Below are 24,973 nucleotides of genomic sequence, written 5' to 3'. Positions count from 1 at the left end.
GAAGCTGTTAGTAAACCATGAAAATAATCATACTCGGTGCAGGGCAAGTAGGCGGTACACTCGCTGAAAACCTGGTAGGTGAACAAAACGAAATCACGGTTGTAGATATTGATGGCAACCGATTACGTGAGTTACAAGATAAATACGATCTACAGGGTGTGACAGGCCACAGTGCCCACCCTGATGTATTACGCCGCGCCGGTGCGGAAGACGCCGATATGATCATCGCAGTGACCAGTTCAGATGAAGTGAACATGGTCGCCTGCCAAGTCGCTTATAGTATTTTTAATACACCGACTAAAATTGCGCGAATTCGCTCAGAGCAATACTTAAAGTACCGCGAAAAGCTTTTTCAAAATGACGACTTACCAGTTGATCACTATATTGCACCAGAGCAATTGGTGACTAAATATATTCGTCGCTTGATTGATTACCCTGGTGCGTTACAAGTTTTAGAGTTTGGCGATGGTATGCTCTCACTGGTGGCCGTTAAAGCCTATTACGGCGGCTTATTAGTCGGTTATGCACTGTCAGCATTAAAAGAGCACATACCCAACGTTGAAACTCGTGTTGCCGCGATTTACCGCCAAGGTAAAGCCATCAAGCCGCTTGGCACAACTGTCATTGAAGCAGATGATGAAGTGTTTTTCCTTGCCGCGACCAAGCATATTCGCGCTGTAATGAACGAACTGCAAAAGCTAGAACGTTCATACAAAAAGATTATGATTGCAGGTGGTGGTAACATCGGCGCAGGGCTTGCTCGCTCCCTTGAAAAAAACCACAGTGTAAAATTGCTTGAGCGTAATAAAGAGCGTGCCGAACAGCTTTCGGAAATGCTTGATAACACAGTAGTATTTTGTGGTGACGCCTCGGATCAAGAGTTGTTATCAGAAGAACATATCGAGCAAGTTGATGTGTTCATCGCGGTGACCAATGACGATGAAGCTAATATTATGTCAGCCATGCTCGCTAAACGCATGGGCGCGCAAAAAACCATGGTGCTTATTCAGCGCGGCGCCTATGTTGATTTAGTGCAAGGTGGCGAAATTGATATTGCTATTTCACCACAGCAAGCCACGATTTCAGCCCTGCTTACCCATGTTCGCCGCGGTGATATTGTTAATGTGTATTCATTACGTAAAGGCGCAGCAGAAGCCATTGAAGCAGTAGCTCATGGCGACGAACACACCTCAAAAGTGGTTGGCCGTGCCATTGCTGATATTAAGCTGCCTGCCGGTACCACCATTGGCGCAATTGTACGTAACGATGATGTACTGATTGCCCACGACGATACCATTATCCACTCTGGCGACCACGTTATTATGTTTTTGATCGATAAAAAACATATTAATGTCGTGGAAAAACTATTCCAAGTTAGCGCTATTTTCTTATAAAACTGCCCGTGCATCTTTCGCGATAAATTCATATAGCGAAAGATGCCACACCTAAATGCAAATCAATCTCAAAAGCATTTTACTTTTGTACCCAAATAAATTACCCTCACGCTGTTTGAAAATCAAGCTCTGATTCTTTTTGTGAAAAGTTAATTTCACTTGTTTTATATTTAAATGGATTTCTTCAGATGATGCACTCAGCTTTAAAAACCTCTCTTTGCGCTACATATTGCAGCGTTGCTAGTATTCTTTTATTTGGGCTCTCAGCTAATGCCAATGCCGAAGTAAAAAAAGACATTGAAAAGCTCACCGTGGTTGGCGAGCAAAATAGCGGCTATAAAGTCAGCTCAATGAGCTCAGCGACGGGGTTAGATTTGTCCCATCTACAAACCCCGCAATCGGTTATCGCTATCACCAGTGAATTTATGGCCGATCAACAATTAAATAGCGCTATTGAAGCCATCACCAGCGTAACCGGCATCAACGCCAGAGAAGCCGACAACGGTAAATATTCAATTTCAGCCCGAGGGATTAGCGTTACCAGTATTTTATATGATGGCATAGCAACAACTTATGATACCCGATTTAATTACGGCGATAACTTAACAGATACTGCTATTTATGAGCGGATTGAAGTTGTTCGTGGTGCCACAGGGTTAATGCTCGGTGCAGGTAATCCATCAGCAGCAATTAACTTAATACGTAAGCGCCCTACCGTACAAAACCAAGTAAAATTCACTGCATCCGTGGGATCTTGGCAGAATTATCGCGCTGTTGTTGATGTATCGGGTAGTTTAAATAGCAGTGAAACAGTGCGTGCCCGTGCCGTACTCGCCTATCAAGATCAGCAATCATATCAAGATAGGTTTAGCCAAGAAAAAACCACGTTATACGGTATTGTTGAAGCTGATTTAACCGATAACACGCTATTAACGGTGGCTATTGATAACCAAAAAACAACGCCTAAAGGCACGATGTCTGGCGGTTTGCCTATTTTTTATAGCGATGGCAGCCGTACTAACTATGACCGAGAAACTTCAACAGCGCCTAGTTGGTCATCATCAACAACCGACGCCCTCAATAGCTTTATGAAGATTGAACACTACTTCAATGCAAACTGGCAGCTCAGTGCTAGCTATATATATGGTAACAACGAGTTAGAATACGATGTATTTTGGGCAACTGGCCACCCTGACGCACAAACCAATATAGGTATGACGCCAGGCTCATTAAACTTTATCGATGCCAAGCGGATTCAGCGCACCTACGAGATAGAGCTTACCGGTAGATTTAACTGGTTAGGTCAAAGCCACCAAGCCATGTTTGGTTACAATAGCCAAGAGCAAGATTTTGCAACCCCCTACTTCCCGGGGCAAGAAAAGGCAGAAATCATCGGCGATTTTACAGCCCCAAATTATGACTACCCAAAACCAACTTGGCAAGCTACCCCCGCCTTTGGCTCTTATGGCACAACAGAGCAAAATGCTTTGTACTTTGCTTCACAACTTAATCTAACAAATTCACTTTCATTAGTTTTAGGAAGCCGATTAAATCAATGGCAAACAAACCAAGATAACTTTGGCAGCCAACATGATTATAAATTAGATAACGAGCTGACCAATTATTTAGGTGCTACTTATAGCTTGGCAGATAATTGGGCACTTTATGCTAACTACACCGATATATTTACCCCGCAAAGCCGCGTCGATAAAAATGGTAATTACCTTGACCCAATTCAAGGTCAGAATTATGAGCTGGGTATCAAGGGCTCATTATTGGACGAGCGTTTAGACATTGCACTATCGGGGTTTGAAATTCAGCAAGACAATGTGGGCGAATATACTGGCGAAACAATTCCAGACACTCTTCAGGCAATTTATCAACCAATTGATGGTACAGTCACCCAAGGGCTTGAGTTTGAACTTAATGGTGCATTTACTGATAGTTGGAACGGTTATTTTGGCTACACTTATAGCGAAGGTGAAACGCCCGAAGGTGACAATCTCAATACTACAAACCCAAAAAATCAATTTAAGTTATTTACCACTTATAAATTAGATCACCTCGTAACAGGGTTGAAAGTCGGTGGCGGTTATCGCTGGCAAAGTCGCAGCTATGATGAAGTAAAAAACCCAGTACACGGTCAAGTTGAAGTAGAGCAATCAAGTTATGGCATCGCAAGCCTTATGAGTAGTTATCAAATTAACTCTCAAATGTCTGTTAGCGTAAATATAGATAACTTATTTGATAAAACCTATTACAACCAAATTGGTTTTTATAACCAATATCGCTACGGCACCCCGCGAAAATTCTCCCTGCAGTTTGACTACAGCTTATAACCATTCAAGTTAACCAAAAAAAAGCAGCTTAACTAAGCTGCTTTTTTGTGTAGGAGTGTTATTTCTATCAGTTTATTGTACTTTGGCAAACTCTTCTTTTGACAATTCACCGTTGCTATCAGTATCTAAATCAGAGAAAATTTCAACTAATTGTGCATTTACTGATGCTTCTTTTTGGCTGATAACGCCATCGCCATCTGTATCAAAAGTATCGAAGCTAACTGCTGCAAACGCAGTTGATGAAGCCGCTAGGGCAATAATTGCAAGTGCTGTATTAATGTGTTTCATAGTGTTATTCCTAATAATTTAAAATGAGAGAAATCCTTTTCAGAGATCCCTGTTTGTGGAAACTGAAATTACGCTTTTGAAAATTCTTCTTTTGATAACTCACCGTTTTGGTCAGTATCAAGCTCTGCAAACTGGCTCATCAGCTTAGCATCAACGGCCGCTTCACTTTGGCTTATAGTGCCACTACCATCAACGTCTAACGTATCAAAATCAGTGCCAGCGAATGCAGCAGAAGAAGATGCTAATGCGATAAGTGCTAATGTTTTATTTAATGTGTTCATAATAAATATTCCTTCAAAGTTTATGGTGGCGAACGTTGTAGTGATAATCACCTTTTCGTTCAATACAACTAGAGTATTACAACTTCGATGCCAACATTTAATTAACCTTACAAATCAATGATTTACACTTATTTATTGGTGGTTTTTTGAAATTTTTGCGACTTTACTTGTTGCAATTTAGCAACGCAGATTTCATGAGGATTAATAAACACATTAAAATCAAATAGTTAAAATCAATTAAAATGACACATAAACAGCTGTACTAGCAAAAACAATTGAATTTTCTACCCCAGCGACCCAAACCACAACTGAACAGCAAATTTAGTTGAGAAAAAATAAATATTTTTTAATTTATAACCAATTGAAAGATAATAAAAATAAAATAAAATTCGCGAAACAAATAAGAAAAGCAGGCTTTTTTATTTAAAAAGTGGGGATTGTTGCCATTATGCGAAAACAATAGCAACGATATGACAGGAGTTAGTTAAGGTTGGACAATTTCAATCACAATAGCGGTTTTCACTGAATTGGCGATAAAACACAATTCATGAGCCTGATGATGCATGGCCTCCAAATCCACTATGCTAAGTTGCTCATTATTAGCAAATTGCACACAGGGCTTTAAAGTTACTTGAGTCATCGACATACGCCCATCATTTGCGCGCTGCATCAAACCAACCGCGTCATCCTGATAGCTATCAACCGTAAATTTATTTTTTGCCGCAATAGATAAAAAGAACAACATATGACAACTGGATAGTGAAGCAATAAACGCCTCTTCTGGATCAACATTTGCCGCAACTGAATAAGGTAATGGTACGATATCAGGTGAAGACGATGCAGCAATAGTTGCTCCACCATCAAATTGCCACTGGTGAGCTCGGCTATATTTATTATCAATAAACAACTCTTCTGCTTGGCGAGACCAGACAACACTTGCTACATATTCAGACATTAAGTACCTCCTACTAAAAAACGAGAATTAAATCACTAACGAAAATACGCTTAACCATAGTAATTGCACACCATAGGCAAGCCGTTGATACAAGCCGGCATTAGCTTGTTGCTTAAAAGCACTTGCCAACAAAATTACAAGATAGCCGGTAATACACACACACAAAATTGAAAAAAGCCGAAATGAAATACTAGTATATGAACTTACAGCAACAAGAATTGGCGCAATAAGTAAAGACATCAGCATTACCAAGCCAGCCCAAGAGTGAATTCGACAACTCAAAGTCGGTGTTTTTGTTTGAGGATCGCCATCCATTGGGAAGTACCCTGCAAACTAAGTAGCGACACCGTGGCTTATGGTTAACCAACCGACCAACGCAATTAATAGAGGGGCATTTTCCAGCTGCAAGACATACCAGCCAAACAAGCAAAACAATAAACCAAGTGGGTAGTTATTAATAATAGGAGAGAGTTTTTCTGTAGGACTACCAGCAGCTCCGAGCTCGCTGCAAAACTGTTTTGTATGGCTATAGCCAGGATAAAGCTTGCCAGCGGTATACACCCCAACAACAATCCAGACACTGGCAATAAATGCACCGTATAAGCCAAAGTAACTTAACATAATCAACGTCCATCCTTGAATCAAGAACTTGATAGTAAGCTGATTTAGTTAAACTGTAAATTGCTACCAAATTATACCAACAGAAAAAAAGCAGCCCGGGGGTGGTGGCTGCTTTTGAACGTAATCAATGTAAAATCCTTTTCGAGATTCCTTGTGCGCGAAGGTTGAATTACGCGTTTGAAAACTCTTCTTTTGATAACTCACCGTTACCATCAGTATCAAGTTCAGTAAACTTGCTCATAAGCTCTGCATCAACAGACGCTTCCCTTTGGCTGATTGTGCCACTGCCATCAACATCCAAGGTATCGAAGTCTGTTGCAGCAAATGCTGCTGAAGAAGATGCAAGTGCGATTAGTGCTAATGTTTTATTTAATGTGTTCATAATTAATATTCCTTCAATGTACTATCAAAAAATTGGTTTCAATACTGGTTTTCAATGCGAGTAAAGCCTTCCTTGTTATCCTTTATCATGGGCTCCTTTCCCACTTAGGTTGTCTTTGGCAACTCAGGATAAACTCTGTATTAAGTTATTAAGCTTTTGAATACTCTTCTTTTGATAACTCACCGTTTTGGTCAGTATCACGTTCTGCAAATCTATTTAAAAGTTCAGCATCTTCTGCTGCTTCAACCTGACTGATTGCACCATTTTCATCAACATCCAGCGTATCGAAGTCTAACGCTTCAAAAGCAAATGCTGCTGATGAAGAAGTTAATGCGACAAGCACTAGCGCTTTATTTAGTGTGTTCATTACTTCTCTCCTTTCACCTGAGATGATAAATTGTGTGCTACGAAGTCCTTTTCACTGCTCCTTGTCAAAAAGCATAATTACGCTTTTGAAAATTCTTCTTTTGAAAGCTCACCGTTTTGGTCAGTATCAAGCTCTGCAAATTTACTCATAAGTTCTGCATCAACTGATGCTTCGCTTTGGCTAATTGCACCACTGCCATCAACATCTAATGTGTCAAAGTCAGTAGCAGCAAATGCTGCTGATGAAGATGCCAGTGCAATAAGTGCTAACGCTTTATTTAATGTTTTCATACTATATTCCTCGCAAATCAATTAAGAGTGGAAGTCCTTTTCAGGGATCCCTGTTGTGAAACTGCTACTTAAATTACGCTTTAGAAAACTCTTCTTTTGAAAGTTCACCGTTGCCGTCAGTATCAAGCTCTGCAAATTTGCTCAGTAGCTCTGCATCTACTGATGCTTCGCTTTGGCTGATTGCGCCGTTGCCATCAACATCTAATGTGTCAAAGTCAGTACCAGCAAATGCTGCTGATGAAGATGCTAATGCGATAAGTGCTAATGTTTTATTTAATGTGTTCATAATTAATATTCCTTCAATGTTTATGGTTTCGAACGTTAGTGGTAATCACCATTTCGTTCTGTACAACTAGACTATTACAACTTCAGTGCCACAATTTAAAACACATTAAAAATCATAAAGTTAAAATTAAATTTGAGTTTTTATTGAATATTTTTACTATTTTTTGTTGCTATTTAGCAACACGCAATGTGTTATAAAAGTTTTATCATTTAAAATCAAAAAGTTATAAAAAACAAAAAAGACGCAAATTTAATAAAGTTCACTTTAATACGCGCAAGTGGAATGATAGCCGGCAGGATTAATACACTAGGAAATAAATACTGAAATAAAAAACACAAAATAACTCATTGATAAACAACGACTATTAAAATAAATTCACAGGGAAATGAGTGGGGTTGCGTGTTATTCGCTATTTTGTTGCAAAATAGCGAATATCTACAGATTTAGACTAGCGTTTCGAGCACCGAGAGGTCAATAAAGTGTTTTTTCATAAAGGCTTTCATTTCGTCTTCGCTGGCAGTTAATTGAATTCCAAACTGCGCGCCAGCGGCTCGGCTTTTAATACTGCATATTTGTCCGCTTAATTCAGTGATGCCTTTATCTTTTTCATCGAGGACAATATTACACTGGGTATTTTTTAATTCACTCAGATCATCTTGACCTTTTATATCAAACATAACCCCTGTGACGGAGATATCTTTAATAACGCCATGTAGTTCACGTTCGTCACTGAGCTTTAATTTTGCAGGCAATAAAGTGGGGATCCGAGTTTCTGAGCGTAAACTAAATAATTGTACTTGGCTTGGGAAGTTGAGATAAATAAGCCGTGCGGGGTGTGATGATACCGACATAACGTGCTGTCGAAATGCGATAACTTGCCCACCGCCACTTTCAAGTACGGCTCTAACAATCACTACCACACCATCTTTAAGGTACTCAGTGGCATTACTTAAACGCTTTGCCGTTGGGTAATTTAAAATGACAAAGCGGTCATGCAGTAAGCCAACAAACTCCGTTTTAATTCGCTTGCTGGTTGTTGGCGTTAATATTTCAACATCAACGATACTACCAGCAGTGATCAGTGCAAGATTTTCTAAATTTAATTGGTGTCTTGTTTTTGGCATTTACCTTTCCAACTACAATAATTAAGAACACATAACAAGCTTTACAACACTATAGCTAACTCTTTATTAGCCACGCCAGAATGTCGGTGTGAACAACACTAATAACGTAAATATTTCTAACCGCCCAAACACCATGGCAATGGTTAGTAACCATTTAGCGCCGTCACTAATTGCACCATAATGTGCAGCAACATCGCCAAGGCCTGGGCCTAAGTTATTTAAGCAGGCGGCGGTGGCAGAAAACGCCGTTATGTTATCCATCCCTGTGCCCATTAATGCCAACATGATGATCACAAACACTAAAGCATAAGCAGAGAAAAACCCCCAAACAGCTTCAACGACTTTATCTGGTAATGCCTTACGCCCCAGTTTTATTGAGTAAATAGCACGAGGATGGACAAGGCGGTTAAGCTCACGCACCCCTTGCAGGTAAAGCAAAAATACCCGCACGACTTTCATGCCACCACCCGTAGAGCCTGCACAACCACCTATAAAGCTAGAAAAGATCAGCAAAATAGGCAAGAACAACGGCCAAGCTGAAAAGTTATCTGTAGCGAAGCCTGCAGTGGTGCTAATTGATACCGCCTGAAACAGTGCCTGATCAAGCGTTTCGTCGCCATTGGCATAAATATTATTCGATGACAGCACCGCAAAGCACACCACCACAAGCGCTAATTGGATAAACAAAAATACTTTAAACTCAGGGTCACGCAGGTACACACGCAAATTACGACTTGATACCGCAGCGTAGTGCAAAGAAAAATTAACCGCTGCAATTATCAAAAACACCACACAAATAAAATTAATTAATGGGCTATCAAAATGTCCCATAGAGGCATCGTAAGTGGAGAATCCACCAATCGCGACTGTGGAAAATGAATGACAAATTGCATCAAACCAGTCCATTCCAGCCGCCCAATATGCCAATGTGCACGCAATAGTGAGTGATACATAAATATACCAAAGGTGCTTAGCGGTATCGGCAATTCGTGGCGTCATCTTTGAATCTTTAACCGGCCCTGGCGTTTCGGCGCGATATAACTGCATACCACCAACGCCTAACATTGGCAGTACCGCAACAGCAAGTACGATTATCCCCATGCCGCCGAGCCATTGCAGTTGCTGGCGATAAAACAATACTGATTTTGGTAAGTATTCAATTCCGGTAAGCACAGTGGCACCCGTTGTGGTTAAGCCAGAGAAGGCTTCAAAGACCGCATCAGCTAAGGATAAGTTAGGCTCTTGTAGAAAAATCAAAGGCAGTGATGCGAACGCGCCCAGTACCAACCAAAATAACACCACGATTAAAAAGCCTTCCCGCGCCTTTAAATCACCATGTTCTTGCCTATTTGGGTAATAAGCAATTAAGCCAATAATAACGCTAAAGATAAACGCCAATACAAAAGGGACACCGCCACCATCTTTATAAATTAGCGATACAATTGCCGGCGGCACCATAGTAATACTAAATAGGACAACCAGTTGGCCGAGAATTTTAATGATGGTACGAAATTGCATGTAGCTATCGCTTTTATTATTAGTTAATCGTTCTGATGTATTGTTATTGTCTTACTGTTTAATACTTAACTCAACCGCGCCATGACTCAAATCAAAAATATCTTTAATCGCTTGCGCAGCTTGGCGGCTATCAATAGTGATAATCCATTCAATATTAGCAGTAAATTGCTTTTCTATATTAAGAACTTGAAATTGTGTTTTTAATAACTGCTCGATTGCCCCTTGAGCACTGTAATCACTATAGCCAATCAACTCAACACTCGGTACCTTTACTGTCGTTGTTAACTGCGCCAAAGCATTATTCAACGATCCACCGTATGCTCTAACGAGGCCGCCAGTGCCCAGCTTTATGCCGCCAAAGTAACGAGTTACGACTGCAGTCACTTCGCCGAGCCCAGAGCCTATCAACACATTGAGCATAGGTTTGCCAGCAGTACCATTGGGTTCGCCATCATCAGAAAAGCCATAAACATGACTGCCACCTGGATTACCTGCGACATGTGCCCAGCAATTATGACGCGCATCACTGTATTTATTTTCAATTTCGCGAATAAACGCTTTTGCTGATGCTAGATCAGGCGTGTGTGCAATATGCACAATAAAAGTACTTTTTTTTATCTCTTCTTGATAAAAAACAGGAGCTGCGGGGTAATTATATTCAGGCATTATTTTATGTACTTATACAAAAATGGGGCCGATAGGCCCCAATTCTAACCCTGACAAACGATTAATCTAATGCGAGATCGCGAGTCATATTTTCAAGGGTGTCTTCGTGAACGATGATGTTATCTTCAATTCGAATCCCACCAAATGGCTTAAACGCTTCAACTTTATCCCAGTTAATAAACTGTTTATGGTCGGTTTGCGCTAAATCACCTAATAATGAATCAATAAAGTATAAACCAGGCTCAATTGTAAACACTTGGTTTTTCTCAATTAAGCGAGTACAACGTAAGAATGGGTGCCCTTCTGGTGGCGCTTGATGGGTGCCCTTCTCGTCAGCCATAAAACCGCCCATATCATGAACCTGTAGCCCTAAGTGGTGACCAAGACCATGTGGGAAGAAGGTTGAAGTAATGCCACGCTCAACAATTTCAGCCGCTGGTAGTTTAACAATATCAAAATCACTTAGTACTTGCGCAACACGTTGATGGCAATCTAAATGCAGCTCACCATATAACATGCCAGGCTTTAATGCTTGACCCAAAGCGATTTGATGCTGTGTCATAGCTGCAATTAATTCAGCAAACTCACCAGATTTTTTAAAATCATAAGTACGCGTAATATCGGCAGCGTAGCCATTAAAATTGGCGCCCGCATCAATTAAAAATGAATGATGTGTATGCGGAGCTTGCGGCTCAAAATGAGTGTAATGCAAAATCGCGCAATTTTCGTTAAGTGCCACGATATTGCCGTATGGCATTTCATTTTCACTTTGGCGTGTCGCAATTAAGTAGGCTTGCTGAATATCAAACTCAGAGCCACCATTAAAAAACGTATCGCGTGCAGCTTTATGGCCATCTACGGCAATACGGTTTGCTTGGCGTAAACATTCAAGCTCGTATTGCGTTTTATAGGCACGGTGGTAATTAAAAAAGTTTAATACCGGCTCAGGGTTCATCACGCTAAAACCAAGTGCTTGGGCTACTTCTAGATACTCACCAATATACGCATAATTTGCTTTATCGTAAGGTAACAGCTGTTCAACTTGATCAGGCTTTAATAATAATTCGATATCAAAATAATCAGCCCAAAAATCGCGAGGTTCATCTGGTACTTTATGCCAAAAATCAACCGGGCGATAAAAAATAAGCTTTGGTTTATCACTGCCATTAATAACAATCCAGCAATGTGGATTATCAATGACCGGTAACCAAGCTTTAAAATGCGGGTTAACTTTAAACGGATAATACATATCGTCTAAAAACTGGCGTTTAGCTTGTCCAGAATGGATCACTAAACCTTCTAATCCTTCACGCTCAATAATAGTACGAGTACGCTGCTGCAGTGTTGCAATATGTTCGGCGTATAAAACGGCTAATTTATCCATAGAAAACCCATCTGTTAAATTTAACTTATTTCAAGTCTAACATAGACCCTGTTTAACCCCAATGCAGATGCGCTAAAGCACTTGTACCTTAGCCGCCCATCTTCATATCCAATATTGGTGCCAATATGTTTCCTTCGCGTCCTAAACGCGTGTGATAAACCTGACGATAAGCATAAACATTTTTTACATACTCTCGCGTTTCACGATACGGAATAAGTTCTATCCATAATTCAGCCGGTATAGCCTCATCAGGTAGCCACTTCTTGATTCGATGATAACCCGCGTTATACGAAGCCGTTGCCAGAATTTCATTACCGTGATTTTTCTTTTTTAAATACTCTAAATACTCAGTGCCTAAGCGTATATTCGTTTTCGGCTGATTTAACCGCTTACTAGAGACTGTGCCTTTATTTACATATTTTGCTGTACTTGGCAGTAACTGCATTAATCCACGGGCATTAGCATGGGAGCGCGCATCAGGTGCAAAAGAGCTTTCTCGACGCGAAATAGCAATACTCCATGTTACATCAATGTGATTGCGTTTACTGTAGCGCTCAAATAAATCTTGAAAAGCAAATGGAAATCGCAATTCCACATAGTCCCATGCTTTAATTTGCGCCAAGGTATAAATTGTACTGTCGTACCAATCTAATTCTGCCGCTAGTTTTGATGCGGCTAACTTTTCTTCATCACTCGAGGTACCCGTTAAGTAGTTCCACTCTCTGCGCGCTGAAGTAAAACGCTCAAGTTCATAAAAAGCTTTTGCTCGTTTAAAACCGGGTGCCTGCGCTACGTCAGCCACTAATTTATCACTAACAAGCAATGGCTGGTTATTAAGCTCTACTGGTAAACCCAATCGTGCAGCAGCTAAAAAGCCATAATAATCGCGCTCTTTCGCTACGGTTTGCCAAATTACTTTAGCGCGTTCACTATCGCCACGTTGCTCTAAACTGTAAGCCAACCAATACTGTTGGCCAAGACTTAAGTTTTCTTTGCCAGTAAAAAACGCAATGATACCTGGCCAGTCTCGGGTTTTCAGCATGTTGCCTAATTGCCATTGCATTAGTTTACGATCTTGACGATCTTTAGGGACTTTACTCAACCAAAAACGCGCCTCGGGGTGGCCACTTGATGCCAGCGCTAAAGCAAAGGTATAATACACATCGGCTTTTTGCTCGTCTGAATAATCAAACATTTTATCTAGCTTTTCCCATGCTTTAAGCGCTAAGGTTTTATCTCGCCAAATTAACCGCTGAATACCGTAATGGGCAATTTCACCTTCTTTCGCTGTTTTATTTTTATAGCGGTACATGCCCGCAGCGGCACTCGGATCGCTACGTACTTTGCGATAAAAATCAGCTAAGTATTGCTCATTTTTCGGTAATAAGGTTTTTAAGTATGGCAGTAAACTTTGTGAGCCACCTTGTGCAGACAAAGTAATACGCTGCCATATTAGCGCTTGGCTCATATAACCTTTTTTACGCCAGGTATTAAATAGTGGGTCACATTCTTCTGGTTGTGACTTACCAACAGCCCACAAATCAGTCACTTGATTCATAATCGCTTTTTCAGGCGCTCCTAGATCAAGCTGATATTGCAAAAAAGTACAGGTCAATTCACTGTTTGAGGTTTCGCGGTAATTATTAATAAAAGCCGCTTTGCGATTTTGCTTTTGTAAATTCAGCAACCAGGCTTTACGCACTGGCCATTCCAAGGGCGTATTTTCATAAATAGTTAAATAACGCTCAATTTCAGATTGGTGTTCGATATCTGGATGGCGTTGCCAATATGCTTTTTCAACATAAGGCTTTAATGGGTGTTCGAGTTGCTCAACAGCTTCCTTAAACTCTTGATAGCTTCCATATCTAGCTGTTTTCTCCGCATCTAAAAATGCGTCATGTTCTGTATTAGCCTCGGCAGAAAATAAAGGAAATAATAATGCAGCTGCCGCAAAGCTTAAAAATTGTTTTTTCATGATGACCTTAAATATTCAAAGGTAAATAAAAGACAAACACTTCTCCTACACCTTAGCACCAAACAAGCTATATTTTAACCAGTAGAAAGCTTGGTGGGTAAATTTTTCGTTGCATTTTTAATTTAAAGCAAGCACACTGATTGAAATGCAAACTCATCGTACCAGTCTTAGTTCACACACTAGGGAGAATAATAATGTTATATAAAAGCGATTCCTTTGAAGTTGCTTTCATCAAGGATAATATCGCCGAGTTCAAGTTTTGTGTTGCAGGTTCTGTAAACACTTTGTCTCAGCAAACCTTGAAAGATTGCGCCTCTGCATTAAAAGAATTAGCAGCAAATACTGATATCAAAGGCATGATTTTTACCAGTGATAAAGACCACTTTATTATTGGTGCCGATATTTTCGAGTTTTTACCTACCTTTACTAAACCAGAAACTGAATTAGTTACCTGGATCAAAGATGCTACTGATGTTTTTGATGCATTAGAAGATTTACCTTTCCCAACTCTAAGCGCTATAAACGGCTTAGCACTTGGTGGTGGGTGTGAGTGGGTACTTGCTACCGATTATCGCGTTGCAAGCTCTAACGCTAAAATTGGTCTTCCAGAAGTGAAACTAGGCATAATGCCTGGATTTGGTGGCACAGTTCGTTTACCACGCATCGTTGGTGCCGATAATGCCATGCTTTGGATCACCTCAGGTGCTGAAAACCGCGCTGAAGATGCCCTTAAAGTAGGTGCAGTTGATGCAGTAGTTAGTGCTGACAAACTTTTAGAGTCAGGTATTTCAACGCTTGAATTAGCCATTTCTGGCAAGCTAGATTGGCAAGCTAAACGCAATGTTAAGCTGCAACCTCTTAAATTAAACCGCGTTGAGCAAGGTATGAGCTTTGCAATGGCTGAAGGTATGGTAATGGGTAAAACCAAAGGCCACTACCCAGCGCCGGTAATGGCGGTTCGCACCATTAAAGCAGCCGCTAACAGTGAGCGCGCTGAAGCAATGGCAATCGAAAATGCCAACTTTGCTAAGCTTGCTCGCACCCCAGAAGCGGCCGCACAAACGGGTATATTCCTTGCTGATCAGTTCATCAAAGGTAAAGCACGTAAGCAAGCTAAAGGCAGTGATGTAACAATTAATCAAGCCGCTGTACTTGGCGCTGGTATCATGGGCGGCGGTATCGCTTACCAATCTGCGTATAAAGGCACGCCTATTATCATGAAAGACATCCAACAAGATGCGCTTGATTTAGGTATGGGTGAAGCCTCTAAGCTGCTTGGTCAAAAAGTACAACGTGGCCATATGGCTATGGAAAAAATGGTTGCGACTTTAGGCAAAATCAAACCAACCCTTAACGATAGCGACTTACAAAGTGCTGATATTATCGTTGAAGCGGTTGTTGAAAACCCGAAAGTTAAGCAATCAGTGTTAGCACAGCTAGAAAAAGACATGCCAGCAGGCACTATTTTAACCTCTAACACTTCGACTATTCGTATTGACGAGTTAGCAACAGCCCTTGAGAAGCCTGAAAATTTCTGTGGTATGCACTTCTTTAACCCAGTGCCAAAAATGCCATTAGTGGAAATTATCCGCGGCGAGAAAACGTCTGAAAAAACCATTAATGCAGTTGTTGATTACGCCTTAAAGCTAGGTAAATCACCAATTGTAGTTAACGACTGCCCTGGCTTCTTTGTAAACCGCGTTTTATTCCCATACTTTGCAGGCTTTAGTAAATTAGTTGTTGAAGGCGCTAACTTTGCCAAAGTAGATAAAGTGATGGAAAACGTATTTGGCTGGCCAATGGGCCCGGCTTACCTACTTGATGTTGTCGGTATTGATACGGCTTATCACTGCACTGGTGTAATGGCTGACGGCTTCCCTGAGCGCATGTCTCGTGCAGAGAAAGATCCTGTGACTGTTTTTGCTAACGAAAAACGTTTTGGTCAAAAGAACAAAGCAGGTTTCTATCAATATGCGCCCGACAGACGTGGTCGCTTGAAAAAAGCCCAAGACCCGCAAGCAGTTGAATTACTTAGCTCAATCACAGATGCTCCAAAAGAGTTTGATAAGCAAGAAATTATCGACCGCTGTATGGTGCCAATGATCAACGAAGTACTGCTTTGCTTGCAAGAGAACATTGTAGCTTCTCCACAAGAAGCTGATATGGCGCTTATTTACGGTATTGGTTTCCCTCCATTTAGAGGCGGCGCGTTCCGTTACTTAGATCAAACAGGACTGGCTAATTTTGTTGCTACGGCAGACAAATACGCTCACCTTGGTGCGATTTACCAAGTATCAGAACAAACTCGTAAATGGGCTGAAGAAGGCCGTGTTTTCTATAAGGTGGAAGGATAAGACCATGAATATTCCAGTAATTGTAGATTGTATCCGTACGCCAATGGGCCGTTCAAAAAACGGTGTATTTAAAAATAAGCGTGCTGAAGATTTAAGTGCTCACTTAATGAAGGGCCTACTTGATCGCAACCCAGCGGTTGATCCAGCATCGATTGACGACATCTATTGGGGTTGTGTACAGCAAACATTAGAGCAAGGTTTTAACGTTGCTCGTAATGCCGCATTACTTGCTGGCATTCCACACACAGTGCCTGCGGTAACCGTTAACCGTTTATGTGGTTCATCAATGCAAGCATTGCATGACGCAGCTCGCGCAATTATGACCGGCGCCGGTGATACTTACCTAATTGGTGGTGTTGAGCACATGGGCCACGTGCCAATGACTCACGGTAATGATTTTCACCCAGGCTTAGCAACTTCAATTGCACAAGCATCTGGCTCAATGGGCTTAACCGCAGAGTACCTTGCAACTATTCACGGTATTACCCGTGAGCAGCAAGATCAATTTGCCTATCGCTCACATCAACGTGCTCATGCAGCAACAGTTGAAGGACGTTTCCGCCGTGAAATTCTTGCGATGGAAGGTCATGACGCAGACGGCTCACTGATTTTAGTTGAAGATGACGAAGTAATTCGCCCAGAAACAACCGTAGAAGGCTTATCACAGCTTCGCCCTGTGTTTAATCCGGCATCGGGCTCAGTAACAGCGGGAACATCTTCTGCACTTTCTGACGGCGCATCAGCAATGTTAGTAATGAGCGAAGAAAAAGCTAAAGCATTAGGCTTGCCAATTCGTGCACGTGTTAAAGCAATGGCGGTTGCTGGTTGCGATCCATCAATCATGGGTTACGGCCCAGTACCAGCAAGTAAAAAAGCACTCGCGCAAGCCGGTATCACTATTGATGATATCGACGTTGCTGAGCTTAACGAAGCATTTGCAGCACAATCACTACCAGTATTAAAAGATTTAGGTCTTGCCGATGTAGTTGACGAAAAAGTGAATTTAAACGGCGGCGCTATCGCTCTTGGTCATCCTTTGGGTTGTTCAGGCTCACGTATTAGCACCTCATTAATCCACTTAATGGAAGACAAAAACGCAAAATACGGTTTAGCGACAATGTGTATTGGTTTAGGCCAAGGCATCGCCACCGTTTTTGAACGTGTTCAAGATTAATTAGCTGAAACACGTTAACCATCTCTTGGTATAAAAAGCCGCGTTGATTTACAAATCAACGCGGTTTTTTTATGTGCTTTTTCAAATTACCTTTATGGCCGAATATGCATTCGTGATGTGACTTTATTTATTGCGATTAGGCCGTTAAACTAGCAACCTTAAATTAATCGTTAAGCGCCACTATCTTTAAGGTCACCGCCATGAGTTTTGATAACCCCGATCACCAATTAGACGCCATCGGCCTACGTTGCCCAGAGCCTGTAATGATGATCAGAAGCGCGGTACGCAAAATGGAAAATGGCGAAACCTTATTAATTATCGCCGACGACCCCTCCACCACCCGCGACATCCCCAGCTTCTGCCGCTTTATGGATCACACATTAGTCGCCAAAGAAGTAGATGCCTTGCCGTATAGGTACTTAGTGAAGAAAGGATTGTAGAAAGGTGCTAGGTTCTAGGTTCTAGGTTCTAGGTTCTAGGTTCTAGGTTCTAGGTTCTAGGTTCTAGGTTCTAGGTTCTAGGTTCTAGGTTCTTCAATATATTGTGTTCTAGTTACCTGTGAGCTTTTAAGGTATGTTGAATTCTTTTTTTCTAAAAAGTGAGCAACCTCAAACCACTCGAAATTAAAATTAAATTCTTCCTTTTCATTTATATATAAAGTAGGTGCTTTTAATTGCTTACCAAAATTATCATCGTTATTTTTTAAATAATTTTCAGCTTCATTCACAGCTGGTTTAACCAATCTTCTTAAACTTATCATTAAATCAAATATACCTTCAAAGTAACCATCAATGACCCGATTCAAGTCTATTTTCCCCTCTCTTTTGAGAAATTTTTTAAAGTCAGGATCAAGTTTTGAAAAAAGTTGCTCCCTATCTTTATCATTAAAAGAAGTAAGGTCTAGAGGTATGGTAAATTTGACTGCATTTTGTTTTAGATTTTCATATAAGGAGAACCTGTTTATTGGAAGAACTTTATGCTGACAAATATTTCTATAGTTGCAAGCAAAAGCATAAAGCTGATTATTGTTGAAAACACTTATTCTTTCAGTTATAAACTCAGAAAAAGCTGATTCATCTATTTTTTTTATTATTCCATTGTTTTTATAATATAAACGATCAAGCAATAGCTTCCCTGTATTTAGGACACCTAAATAGGATACGTTGAGCTTTGTTCGTGTCCTATGATCCTCGATATTAGCACTGAGCCCTGAATGATTATCCATCTCTTGGGACAATTGAGCTTCATAAAGTAATCCCTTAAAACTTTTGTACTCTTCTATAAAAACATCAAAAATATTTTCAATTTCAAATTTTCGAGACAGTGCTTTATATTTCTTCTGATACTCTACAGCTTCATCAATTGTTAGCTCTTTAGCTTTGATGCTATAGCCTTGGCCGTCACCTTCCTGAATGTAATACTCTATATAGTTTTTCATTTGCTCAACTAAACCTCTTTACTAATAAATCTATCAATTCACTCGGGCAACTGAAAGCTGACGGCTTATAGCTTACAGCTATTTTTTAGTTATCGTCACTTTCGGTTGATCATAGTTACTATAATCAATACTGACGATGTAGCTGCCTTTTATTGCTGGGGTGAAGCTGAAGTAGTTATAGGTCGTATCACAATCGGCGATAACACTTTGTCCAAGAGTCAACGCTTGGCCAGATGGATCTTGTTCGCTGTATCCACAGTTATAACCTGCGCTCCAATCCATATCGGCAATTTTAAATTCGTATACTTTGCCTGGTGTTGAGAATTTCACATTTGCTTGGTATAGCGCAGGTGCAACTTGGGCAAATTCGTATTGCGTTTCCGCATCCCATAAATTGAAATCACCACGTAAGTACATGCTGCGATCAAGCTCTTGATCTGGCAGTACGTCGCTAATATCTGGTAATTGTATTTGGCTTGAACAAGCACTTAATAAAGCAACCATAGCCACTGTTAATATACGTTTCATCGGTTATCCCTTATACAAAAAAGCCAGCGTAGCTGCTGGCTTTTTAAGCTAAGCTGAATTGATATTATTTCTGTAAAACAGAAATATCAGCAATATCTAAAAATAGACCACTAAGCTGGCTTAGTAATGCTAAACGGTTTTGTTTCACGGCCTCGTCGTCCGCCATTACCATCACGTTGTCGAAGAAATTATCAACACTTTCGCGGATACCTGCTAATTGTGCAAGCGCTTCTTGATAATTACCAGCGGCATAAAGTGGCGCTAACTCAGTAGCAAATTTAGCCACTTGTGATGCTAAGGCTTTTTCAGCATCATCGCTTAGTAAGCTCTGTTCCACAGTACCTTGACTGGTGATGTCGTTCTTAGCGAGAATATTGCTTACGCGCTTATTAGCCGCTGCAAGCGCTTCTGCGGCGTCTAGTGTGCGGAAGTGACTTACCGCTTTAACACGACGGTCAAAATCAACAGGTTTCGTTGGACGACGTGCAAGTACAGCTTGAATAACATCGACTTCAATACCTTCATCTTGATACCAAGCGCGGAAGCGACCAAGCATAAACTCAAATACGTCGGTTGATACATTTAAGTTAGTTAGCTTTTCGCCAAATAAGCTTTGTGATTTAGCAACTAAGTCTAGAATGTCTAACGGCAGCTCTTTCTCTACCATAATACGCAAAGCACCAATCGCAGCACGACGAAGTGCAAACGGGTCTTTATCGCCTTTTGGTGCTTGGCCAATTCCAAAGATACCCACGAGCGTGTCAAACTTATCAGCAATAGCAACTGCACAACTGATTAAGTTTGTTGGCAAGCTGTCGCCTGCAAAGCGTGGCATGTATTGCTCATTTTGTGCAATTGCTACATCTTCGGCTTCACCGTCATGGCGCGCGTAATGCATCCCCATAACACCTTGAACATCAGTAAACTCCATCACCATTTCGGTCATTAAGTCTGTTTTACTTAGTAAGCCGGCGCGCTCAGCCAGTGCTTTATCTGCACCTAGTTGCTCAGCAATGTAACCAGCAAGTGCAGCAATACGCTCTGACTTATCTTTCAACGTACCCAGTTGTTTTTGGAATAATACGCTATCCAGCGATTCTAAGCGGCTTTCTAGGGTTTTCTTTTTATCTGTTTCAAAGAAGAACTGTGCATCCGCTAAACGTGGACGTACTACTTTTTCGTTACCAGAGATAACCACGCTTGGGTTTTTGCTTTCGATGTTTGAAACAAATAAAAACTTATTAAGTAGCTTGCCGTTTTGATCTAATAACGGGAAGTATTTTTGGTCGTCTTTCATGGTGTAGATCAGCGCTTCGGCTGGTACATCTAAAAACGCTTCTTCAAATGTAGCTGTCAATGTGACAGGCCATTCAACCAATGAGGTTACTTCTTCAAGTAAATCTTCATCCATTGCAACTACTGCATTAACTGCTTTTGCCGCGGCTTCAATTTGGCTGCGGATTTGTGCTTTACGCTGCTGGTAATCAGCAACAACGTATGCAGATTTAAGCACCTCAAAAACATCATCAGCATGGTTAATACTAATTTTTTCTGGGTGATGAAAACGATGGCCTTGCAGTTTATTGCTCACTGTTTTACCAAGCACTTCGCCTTCGATTAACTCACTGCCAAACAAAATAGTTGCGGTATGAACTGGACGAATAAACTGTGTTTTATTCGCACCCCAACGCATTGGTTTAGGGATAGGTAATTTCGCAAGCGCTTTATTTACAACGTCATTCATTAATGCCGTTGTTTGTTGCCCTGCTACTTTTGCGATGTGTAACAACCAAGCACCTTTGTCGGTTTCAAGTGTTTGGGCATCCTTAACTTCGATACCACAACCACGTGCCCAACCTATTGCTGCTTTAGTTGGATTACCCTCGGCATCAAATGCGGCTTTGGTTGCCGGGCCACGTTTTTCAACTTCTTTATCTTGTTGTTGTGCTTCAAGCGCGGTTACTTGTAAACCTAAACGACGTGGCGATGCATACCAACTCACACCTTGGTGAGCTAGCTCTAAGCTCTCAAGCTCAGCGGTTAAGTTTGCTGCAAATGCTTCAGCAAGTTTACGCAATGATTTTGGTGGCAACTCTTCAGTGCCAATTTCTACTAATAAATTTTGTGCTGACATGCTTACTTATCCTTACACAGCGGGAAACCAAGCGCTTCGCGTTTATCATAATAACTTTGAGCGCACGCTTTAGATAACGCGCGAACACGTAAGATATAACGTTGACGCTCTGTTACTGAAATCGCGTGACGTGCATCTAATAAGTTAAATGCATGTGATGCTTTCATTACTTGCTCATAAGCGGGTAATGGTAGGCTTGCTTCAATTAGCTTTTGGCTTTCGGCTTCACATTTATCAAACTGTGCGAATAAGTCTTCTACATTTGCATGTTCAAAGTTGTAAGTTGATTGCTCAACTTCATTCTGATGGAATACGTCACCGTAAGTAACACGTCCCATTGGACCATCAGCCCAAACTAGATCATAGATACTATCTACGCCTTGAATGTACATAGCTAAACGCTCAAGACCGTATGTGATCTCGCCCGTTACTGGCGAACACTCTAAGCCACCGACCTGCTGGAAGTAAGTAAACTGAGTTACTTCCATGCCATTTAACCAAATTTCCCAACCTAGTCCCCACGCACCTAATGTAGGTGACTCCCAGTTGTCTTCTACAAAGCGTACTTCGTCAGTTAGGGTATCAATGCCAACAGCGGCTAAAGAGCCTAAATAGAGCTCTTGGATGTTCTCTGGCGATGGTTTTAATACTACTTGGAACTGATAGTAATGTTGCAGGCGATTTGGGTTTTCACCATAACGACCATCAGTAGGACGACGACATGGTTGTACATACGCGCTCGACATCGGCTCAGGGCCAATCGACTTTAAAAATGTTTGTGGGTGGAATGTGCCCGCGCCAACTTCCATATCAAGTGGCTGAATAATGACACAGCCTTGCTGTGCCCAGTAATCCTGTAAAGCCAGGATCAAACCTTGAAAGGTTTTAACGTCATATTTTTGCATATTTGGCTTTTAGTATCTGCTGTGATGTAGCGTGAAAATTACCCTCAGTATACCTTGTGCGTAGTCATGTTTTAAGCAGTTTGTGCAATTGCAGCCAATAAAAAAGGAGCCAATTGGCTCCTTTTCAAAATTATTACTCGCAATTATACGTCTAGGTTAACTACACGTAGTGCGTTAGTTTCGATAAACTCACGACGTGGCTCTACCTGGTCACCCATTAAGGTTGCGAATAATTGGTCTGCACCAACTGCATCTTCAATGGTAACTTGCAACATGCGACGAGCTGATGGATCCATGGTTGTTTCCCACAGCTGATCAGGGTTCATCTCACCAAGTCCTTTATAGCGCTGGATATAGAGTCCACGCTTAGATTCAGCAATTAACCATTCCAATGCATCCACAAAGTTATCAACAGCTAATGTTTTCTCACCACGCTGAATATACGCACCTTCCTCAAGGATATTTGCAATGTTAGTACCCGTCACTGCAATGCGTTTATAGTCACGAGAAGTGATGAAATCATGGCTAAGAACATGTGCTTTATCTACACCGTGTTGGCGAATATTGATCACTGGGTAAAATAAATTACGTTCAGTGTCATGCTCAGTTGCCGCAGCAAAGATTGTTGCATCTTCATCGCGGTCTACTAAATCATCAACAAGCTCTTTAGTCCAAGCGATTACTTTCGCTTCATCAGCAAGGTCAGCTTCATTCAGCTCTGTTTGATAGATTAAACGCTCCATTACCGTATTTGGATATTTACGTTTTAAGCGTTCAATTACTTTAACTGTGTTTTGATAATCGTGAACCACTTTTTCTAATGCTTCACCTTCAAGCGCTGACGCATCGGCACTGGTATAAAGTGCGGCACCGTTTAAGGCTAATGAAGTTAGGTAATCTACTAATGCAGGATCATCTTTGATGTAGCGTTCTTGCTTACCTTTTTTCACTTTATAAAGTGGCGGCTGAGCAATATAAATATAGCCACGTTCAACGATTTCTGGCATTTGACGATAGAAGAAGGTCAATAGTAACGTACGAATGTGCGAACCATCGACGTCAGCATCGGTCATGATAATAATGCGGTGATAACGTAGCTTTTCAGGGTTATATTCATCACGGCCAATACCACAGCCTAATGCTGTGATTAATGTTGCTACTTCTTGTGAAGACAACATTTTATCAAAACGTGCTTTTTCTACGTTAAGGATTTTACCTTTAAGTGGCAGAATCGCTTGATTCTTACGATTACGGCCCTGCTTAGCTGAACCGCCAGCAGAGTCACCCTCCACTATGTATAGTTCAGAAAGTGCTGGGTCTTTTTCTTGGCAATCAGCTAACTTACCAGGTAAGCCGGCTAAGTCCATTGCACCTTTACGACGTGTCATTTCACGGGCTTTACGCGCTGCTTCACGAGCACGAGCGGCATCAATAATTTTGCCAACAACAATCTTCGCATCCATTGGGTTTTCTAATAAAAACTCAGTGAATTTTTCAGCCATTGCTTGCTCAACCGCAGATTTAACTTCGCTAGAAACGAGCTTATCTTTGGTTTGTGACGAGAACTTAGGATCAGGAACTTTAACACTAACAACAGCAGTTAAGCCTTCACGGGCATCATCGCCTGTAGCATTACTAGTTGTTTTAGCTTTTTTGTTAAAGCCTTCTTTTTCCATATAGTTGTTTAGCGTACGAGTAAGCGCAGATCTAAAACCGGCTAAGTGAGTACCGCCATCACGTTGTGGAATGTTATTAGTAAAACAATAGATGTTTTCTTGGAATGCGTCGTTCCACTGCATTGAAACTTCAACGCTAATACCATCTTCTTCACGTTCGTGAGTGAAGTGGAAAACACCTTTATGAACTGGTGTTTTATTACGGTTTAAGTATTCAACGAAGGCACGAATACCCCCTTCATATTTGAAGTGGTCCGTTTTATTTTCTTCGCGCTCATCATTTAAGATGATGCTCACGCCCGAGTTCAGGAATGATAATTCACGTAATCGTTTCGCTAAAATATCGTAATGGAAATCTAAATTAGTAAATGTTTCACCACTGGGCCAAAAGCGTAGTTCAGTACCTGTCGTTTCCGACTCACCAATCACAGCTAGAGGAGCGTCTGGCACACCCATAGTGTAAAACTGTTCGTGTAACTTGCCTTCGCGGCGAATTGTTAGCTTCAATTTTTCTGATAATGCATTTACTACAGATACACCTACACCATGCAGACCACCTGATACTTTGTAAGAATTATCATCAAATTTACCGCCGGCATGCAGTACCGTCATGATTACTTCAGCAGCTGATACGCCTTCTTCTTCATGAATTGAAGTTGGAATACCACGGCCGTTATCTCGAACAGAGACAGAACCATCTAAATGAATAGTAACGTAGATGTCATCACAATGACCTGCTAAAGCTTCATCGATAGAGTTATCAACGACCTCAAACACCATGTGGTGCAAGCCTGTGCCATCATCGGTGTCCCCTATATACATTCCAGGACGCTTTCTTACTGCGTCTAATCCTTTTAGTACTTTAATACTCGACGAATCGTAATTCTCAGACAT

General features: G+C 41.1%; 22 protein-coding genes and 1 pseudogene. 5 read left to right on the top strand and 18 right to left on the bottom strand.

The window, feature by feature from the left end; all coding sequences use genetic code 11:
- Window positions 1-17 precede the first annotated feature (17 nt).
- Together trkA and A7968_RS19850 are read left to right on the top strand one after the other, a co-directional pair.
- Complete coding sequence (trkA, locus tag A7968_RS19855; protein ID WP_064668279.1) at window positions 18-1,394, top strand: Trk system potassium transporter TrkA; 1,377 nt, start codon at window positions 18-20, stop codon at window positions 1,392-1,394.
- A gap of 188 nt (window positions 1,395-1,582) precedes the next feature.
- Entirely contained in the window at window positions 1,583-3,733 is a 2,151-nt protein-coding gene (locus A7968_RS19850) for a TonB-dependent siderophore receptor (RefSeq protein ID WP_227008868.1), read from the top strand.
- A gap of 72 nt (window positions 3,734-3,805) precedes the next feature.
- Here A7968_RS19850 and A7968_RS19845 read toward each other — a convergent pair whose 3' ends face one another.
- From A7968_RS19845 to A7968_RS19785, 13 genes and pseudogenes are all read right to left on the bottom strand, one after another.
- Window positions 3,806-4,021, bottom strand: coding sequence for an EF-hand domain-containing protein (locus tag A7968_RS19845; protein WP_064668278.1), 216 nt, complete (start codon window positions 4,019-4,021; stop codon window positions 3,806-3,808).
- A gap of 68 nt (window positions 4,022-4,089) precedes the next feature.
- Window positions 4,090-4,302, bottom strand: coding sequence for an EF-hand domain-containing protein (locus A7968_RS19840; RefSeq protein ID WP_064668277.1), 213 nt, complete (start codon window positions 4,300-4,302; stop codon window positions 4,090-4,092).
- Between the two features lie 484 nt (window positions 4,303-4,786).
- Window positions 4,787-5,257 carry an OsmC family protein gene (locus A7968_RS19835; protein ID WP_064668276.1) on the bottom strand — a complete coding sequence of 157 codons (471 nt, stop codon included), beginning with the start codon at window positions 5,255-5,257 and terminating at the stop codon, window positions 4,787-4,789.
- A 27-nt stretch (window positions 5,258-5,284) separates the two neighbouring features.
- A pseudogene (locus A7968_RS19830) lies at window positions 5,285-5,878 on the bottom strand (DUF998 domain-containing protein).
- A gap of 169 nt (window positions 5,879-6,047) precedes the next feature.
- Window positions 6,048-6,260 carry an EF-hand domain-containing protein gene (locus A7968_RS19825; protein WP_064668275.1) on the bottom strand — a complete coding sequence of 71 codons (213 nt, stop codon included), beginning with the start codon at window positions 6,258-6,260 and terminating at the stop codon, window positions 6,048-6,050.
- 148 nt (window positions 6,261-6,408) lie between these two features.
- Window positions 6,409-6,627 (bottom strand): EF-hand domain-containing protein, encoded by a 219-nt coding sequence (locus A7968_RS19820; protein ID WP_064668274.1) that lies wholly within the window; start codon window positions 6,625-6,627, stop codon window positions 6,409-6,411.
- Window positions 6,628-6,704: 77 nt separating this feature from the next.
- Complete coding sequence (locus tag A7968_RS19815) at window positions 6,705-6,917, bottom strand: EF-hand domain-containing protein (RefSeq protein ID WP_064668273.1); 213 nt, start codon at window positions 6,915-6,917, stop codon at window positions 6,705-6,707.
- A gap of 73 nt (window positions 6,918-6,990) precedes the next feature.
- A complete protein-coding gene (locus A7968_RS19810; RefSeq protein ID WP_064668272.1) occupies window positions 6,991-7,203 on the bottom strand; it encodes an EF-hand domain-containing protein in 213 nt (70 codons plus the stop codon).
- Between the two features lie 443 nt (window positions 7,204-7,646).
- Window positions 7,647-8,327, bottom strand: a complete 681-nt coding sequence (locus A7968_RS19805) for a flagellar brake domain-containing protein (protein ID WP_064668271.1) — start codon at window positions 8,325-8,327, stop codon at window positions 7,647-7,649.
- Window positions 8,328-8,393: 66 nt separating this feature from the next.
- A complete protein-coding gene (locus tag A7968_RS19800) occupies window positions 8,394-9,845 on the bottom strand; it encodes a TrkH family potassium uptake protein (RefSeq protein WP_064668270.1) in 1,452 nt (483 codons plus the stop codon).
- A 51-nt stretch (window positions 9,846-9,896) separates the two neighbouring features.
- Window positions 9,897-10,511 carry a YigZ family protein gene (locus A7968_RS19795; RefSeq protein WP_064668269.1) on the bottom strand — a complete coding sequence of 205 codons (615 nt, stop codon included), beginning with the start codon at window positions 10,509-10,511 and terminating at the stop codon, window positions 9,897-9,899.
- A gap of 61 nt (window positions 10,512-10,572) precedes the next feature.
- Window positions 10,573-11,895 carry a Xaa-Pro dipeptidase gene (gene pepQ / locus A7968_RS19790; protein WP_064668268.1) on the bottom strand — a complete coding sequence of 441 codons (1,323 nt, stop codon included), beginning with the start codon at window positions 11,893-11,895 and terminating at the stop codon, window positions 10,573-10,575.
- An 88-nt stretch (window positions 11,896-11,983) separates the two neighbouring features.
- Complete coding sequence (locus tag A7968_RS19785; protein WP_064668267.1) at window positions 11,984-13,870, bottom strand: transglycosylase SLT domain-containing protein; 1,887 nt, start codon at window positions 13,868-13,870, stop codon at window positions 11,984-11,986.
- A 194-nt stretch (window positions 13,871-14,064) separates the two neighbouring features.
- Here A7968_RS19785 and fadB point away from each other — a divergent pair, with 194 nt between their 5' ends.
- The 3 genes from fadB (at window position 14,065) to tusA (ending at window position 17,838) form a co-directional block, all read left to right on the top strand.
- Window positions 14,065-16,224 carry a fatty acid oxidation complex subunit alpha FadB gene (fadB, locus tag A7968_RS19780; protein ID WP_064668266.1) on the top strand — a complete coding sequence of 720 codons (2,160 nt, stop codon included), beginning with the start codon at window positions 14,065-14,067 and terminating at the stop codon, window positions 16,222-16,224.
- Between the two features lie 4 nt (window positions 16,225-16,228).
- On the top strand, window positions 16,229-17,398 hold the full coding sequence (gene fadA / locus A7968_RS19775) for an acetyl-CoA C-acyltransferase FadA (RefSeq protein WP_064668265.1): 1,170 nt from the start codon (window positions 16,229-16,231) through the stop codon (window positions 17,396-17,398).
- 200 nt (window positions 17,399-17,598) lie between these two features.
- Window positions 17,599-17,838 carry a sulfurtransferase TusA gene (gene tusA / locus A7968_RS19770; protein WP_064668264.1) on the top strand — a complete coding sequence of 80 codons (240 nt, stop codon included), beginning with the start codon at window positions 17,599-17,601 and terminating at the stop codon, window positions 17,836-17,838.
- Between the two features lie 77 nt (window positions 17,839-17,915).
- Here the strand turns inward: tusA and A7968_RS19765 are convergent, their stop codons facing one another.
- The 5 genes from A7968_RS19765 to gyrB all read right to left on the bottom strand — a co-directional run bounded on the left by A7968_RS19765 (window position 17,916) and on the right by gyrB (window position 24,973).
- Window positions 17,916-18,836 (bottom strand): hypothetical protein, encoded by a 921-nt coding sequence (locus tag A7968_RS19765; protein WP_064668263.1) that lies wholly within the window; start codon window positions 18,834-18,836, stop codon window positions 17,916-17,918.
- Window positions 18,837-18,914: 78 nt separating this feature from the next.
- Window positions 18,915-19,364 carry an early set domain-containing protein gene (locus A7968_RS19760; protein ID WP_064668262.1) on the bottom strand — a complete coding sequence of 150 codons (450 nt, stop codon included), beginning with the start codon at window positions 19,362-19,364 and terminating at the stop codon, window positions 18,915-18,917.
- Window positions 19,365-19,428: 64 nt separating this feature from the next.
- Complete coding sequence (glyS, locus tag A7968_RS19755; RefSeq protein ID WP_064668261.1) at window positions 19,429-21,498, bottom strand: glycine--tRNA ligase subunit beta; 2,070 nt, start codon at window positions 21,496-21,498, stop codon at window positions 19,429-19,431.
- 2 nt (window positions 21,499-21,500) lie between these two features.
- Window positions 21,501-22,403, bottom strand: coding sequence for a glycine--tRNA ligase subunit alpha (glyQ, locus tag A7968_RS19750; protein WP_064668260.1), 903 nt, complete (start codon window positions 22,401-22,403; stop codon window positions 21,501-21,503).
- Between the two features lie 143 nt (window positions 22,404-22,546).
- Window positions 22,547-24,973 (bottom strand): DNA topoisomerase (ATP-hydrolyzing) subunit B, encoded by a 2,427-nt coding sequence (gyrB, locus tag A7968_RS19745; protein WP_064668259.1) that lies wholly within the window; start codon window positions 24,971-24,973, stop codon window positions 22,547-22,549.

Origin of the sequence: Pseudoalteromonas prydzensis (genome assembly GCF_001661495.1) — a bacterium.
Lineage (GTDB): Bacteria > Pseudomonadota > Gammaproteobacteria > Enterobacterales > Alteromonadaceae > Pseudoalteromonas > Pseudoalteromonas prydzensis.
This window is presented reverse-complemented; position numbering and strand designations above follow the sequence as displayed.